This is a genomic window from Chloroflexota bacterium (assembly GCA_020850535.1).
Lineage (GTDB): Bacteria > Chloroflexota > UBA6077 > UBA6077 > JACCZL01 > JADZEM01.
The window spans coordinates 1-3,829 of sequence record JADZEM010000082.1; the positions used below are offsets into that span (position 1 = coordinate 1).

The 3,829-nt window shown below is 69.3% G+C and carries 2 protein-coding genes; both read right to left on the minus strand.

From position 1 onward, the window contains the following. A partial coding sequence (locus IT306_12250) for a non-ribosomal peptide synthetase (GenBank protein ID MCC7369190.1) occupies positions 1-1,440 on the minus strand: 1,440 nt, incomplete at its 3' end. Between the two features lies 1 nt (position 1,441). Then, positions 1,442-3,829: SDR family oxidoreductase (locus IT306_12255; protein ID MCC7369191.1), on the minus strand; the 2,388-nt coding region annotated here is incomplete at its 5' end.

Genomic DNA, 3,829 nt, shown 5'->3' on the forward strand with positions numbered 1-3,829 from the left:
CTCGACCTCGGATAGCAGGGGTAGCTCGGACAGCCGTCGCTCGGGATCGGCCGCGATCCCGTCGAGCAGCACCCCCCAGTGCTCCACCAGCCGCTCGATGGTCGCGCGCTCGAACAGGTCGGTGTCGTACTGCAACAACCCATCGACACCGTCTGCGCCCTGCTCGAGGACCAGATTCAGGTCGAGCTGTGACGATCCCGTCTCCACGAATTCGGGCGTGGCCTGGAGGCCGGGGAGATCGAGAGTGCCCGCCGGGGCATCCTGAAAGGTGAACAGGATCTGGAATAGCGGGTTACGGCTCGGATCGCGGACCGGTTGCAGCGCGTTGACCAGCCGCTCGAACGGTGCATCCTGATGCTCGTATCCCTCGAGCGCCACCCGTCGCACGCGCTTGAGCAGTTCGCGGAAGGTTGGATCGCCCGACAGATCCGTGCGCGTGACGAGCGTATTAAGGAAGAAGCCGATCGACGGATGGGTCTGGCTCTGGCGTCGATCCGCGATGACGCTGCCGATGACCACGTCGTCCTGACCGGTGTAGCGATGCAGCAACGTCTGGAACGCTGCCAGCAGCACCATGTAGAGCGTCGCTCCATCGCGGCGGCTGAGCGCGGCCAGGTGCTCCATCGTGCTCGCTTGCACGTGAAACGCGAGTTTGGCACCCCGAAAGCGCTGGCTGGTCGGGCGCGGGAAGTCGGTGGGAAGCTCGGTCGGCGCGGCCCCGGCAAGCTGCTGCGTCCAGTACGCGAGATCCCGCTCGCGCGCCGGCCGGCGCTGCGCGGAGCGCTGCCAGGCCGCGAAGTCGGCGTACTGAATCGGGAGTTCCGGCAGCGGCGACGGCCGCCCCCCCTGGAACGCCGTATACAGGCTCTGGATCTCTCGGAGCAGCAGCCCCAGCGACCATGCATCGCAGACGCTGTGATGGAGCGCCAGCACGAAGCGCCACTCGTCGTCCCGCACCTGGAAGAGCGTCGCGCGCACGAGCGGGCCACGGGCCAGGTCGAACGGCCGCCGCACCGCCCGTCTGGTTCGAGATTCCAGCGCGACGTCACGCTCCTCGGCCGGCGCCGTTGAGAGGTCGACCACTGCGATCGGCAGGTACTGCTTCGGTGCGATTCGCTGGACCGGCTCGCCATCCTCGGCCTGGAAGGTGGTCCGCAGCACCTCATGCCGTCGGATGACCTCGTTGAGCGCCCGCTCGAGTATCGCCACGTCCAGCCGCCCGCGCAGCCGCGTTGACGCGACCAGGTTGTACGCCGGACCTGGCTGAAGTCGATCGAGCAGCCAGAGGCCCCGCTGCATCCACGAGCAGGGGGACGTATCGGACTGTGACGAGCGGCGCGGGATCGTGACGGATGCCTGCTGGCGCTCCTTGAGCAGCCGCGCAAGCTCGGCACGCTGCTCCGCAGAGAGGGCGGCCAGTTGCCGATTCAGATCGGGCATCTCATGATCCTTCTCCCTGGACGTCCGCCACGGTCACCCTGGCCAGCAAGTCACTAAGCTCCTGTTCGGAAAGCTGGCCCACCAGGTTCATCATCTCGGCGAGAGCCGGATCTGTCGTCCCGTCGCCAGCCTGTTCGCGTACGAGCGCCGCAAGCTCCGCAACAGTCGGCGCCTCGAAGAGTTGGAGCAGGGTGCACTCGGCGCCGAAAGCATCTCGCAGGCGAGCGGTAAGCTGAAGCCCGAGCAGCGAATGACCGCCCAGTTCGATGAAGTTGTCGTGGATTCCGACCTCGTCTATGCCGAGGAGGTCTTGCCAGATCGCTGCTACGCGTCGCTCGATGGCGTCTCGTGGTGCGACGAGCGGCGTCGCGAGGGCCGGCCGGCTATGGCTCGTGAGGACCTGGACCGACGCAGGTGCCGACGTTCGTGCGTCGGAGGGCACCGGTTCCGCCCAGCGAGCGACACGCTGGGTGAAGTCGCGTGTTGAGATTACTACGTGCGGCAGGCCGGTCTCCAGCGCATAGGCAAACGCCAGCGCGCCCTCGTCAGGGCGTATCCCGTCGCGGATCGCCTCCGGCTGGAGCGCGGCAAGCGCCCCGTTCGTGGTACTGCGCGCCCACATGCCAGCCTCTTCCCAGGCATCCCAGTTAATGGAGAGGATGCGGGGGCCGGGGCGGCCGGCGCGCTCGGCACGGGCATTGGCGAGTGCGTCCTGGAAGGCATTGGCTGCGCAGTAGTCCACCTGCCCGGCTCCCCCCAGGATCGCGCTCAGCGAGGAGCACAGCACCAGGAAGTCGCAGTCCGGTACGTCCCGCAGCGCCGCCGCCAGCGCCAGCGAGCCGGCCACCTTCGGCGCCAGGACCGCTGCGGCCACCTGGGGCGCCTTCAACTGCACGATCCCGTCGCCCGGCACGCCGGCCGCGTGCACCACGCCGTGCAGGCCGCCGTAGCGGTTTAGCACCCGTGTGACGAGTCCCGCCACCGCCGCCGGATCGGTCACGTCAGCCCGCTCCACCACCACTTCGCCGCCGGCGGCTTCCAGGTCTCGCAGGTGGCGGATCCGTGCGCTGGTGGGGTCGTCGTCGGGGTGCTCGGCCAGCCAGCCATCCCATGCCTCCGGGGATGGGAACGCCGACCGGCCAGCCAGGACCAGTCGGGCCTGGACCGTCTGCGCCAGGTACCGCGCGATCGCCAGCCCGACCCCGCCGAGGCCACCCACGATCAGGTACACCCCTCGCTCGCGCAGGTGGGGTTCTTCGCTTACCTGGATCGGCTCGAACGCCTGGACCCAGCGATGCGTCCCACGATAGGCAAGTGGCGCACGCGACGGCTCGCCAGTGAGATCGTCGAGCAATCGTCCCACCAGCTCCTCGATCTGTTTTGCATCTGCTGGCACTCGGCCGACGTCGATGCTCCGGCTGCTCACGTGCGGGTATTCCTGGGGAATGACCCTGCATGGTCCGAGCACGGCGGCCCGCTCGGGCTGCACCGTCTCGTCGCCGAGGATGACGTGCATCGCCTGGGTGACTACCGACAACTCAACAGGTTGCGCGCCAGGTTGCTCGCCCAGGGCTTGCCCCAGGTAGAGCAGGCTGTAGAAGCCGCGCTCTAGCGCCATCTGGTCCGGGGCGTCAGTTGCCGGGGTGTCGGCTGCCGGGGCGTCGGGCTCGGCGGTCGCCGACCAGAGATGGACGATCCGCTCGGGTAGCCCGTCGCTGTCCCGCAGCGCTGCCAGCAGGTCGCTGTAGCCCGACCTGTAGGCGGGGTCCAGGGTATATGCATCGCCGCCGTCAAACGAGAAGCCCACGCCCGGGGTCACGCAGGCGACCTGCTGCCCGGCCGCGCGCAGCCGCTTGGCCAGGCGTAAGCCGAGTCCTTCGGTGTCGCAGAAGAGCAGCCAGCGCTGTTCCGCCCTCAGCCTCGTTGCCGCACGGCCGCCGACCGTGCGGGCTACTCGCCGCCACGATGGCGCGTACAGCCAGTCGGTCGGGTCCATTCGTCGTGGAAGCGCGCCAGTGTCAACCGCCGTGGGCGCGACCGCGTCGATCCAGTGTTCCTGGCGCTCGAAGGGATAGGTGGGCAGCGCCACGCGGTGGCCCCCAGCCGGCCAGAGGCCCGAGGGGTCGAGCGGGACGCCGGCCGCCCAGAGCCGTCCAGCCGCCAGCAAGGCGCTGTCCAGGTCGGACTGACGGTCGGTGGGGTGGGGCAGCGTCGAGACGGCCGTCTGGGCGGGCTGACGAGCCGGGTGACGCCGGGCCAGCCGAGCGAGCGTCTGGCCCGGCCCCACCTCCAGCAGCAGGCGGGACGGCTCGTCGAGCAGGCTGGCGAGCCCATCGCCGAAGCGCACCGCCGCCCGCAGGTGCTCGGCCCAGTAGGTGGGGCTGGTGGC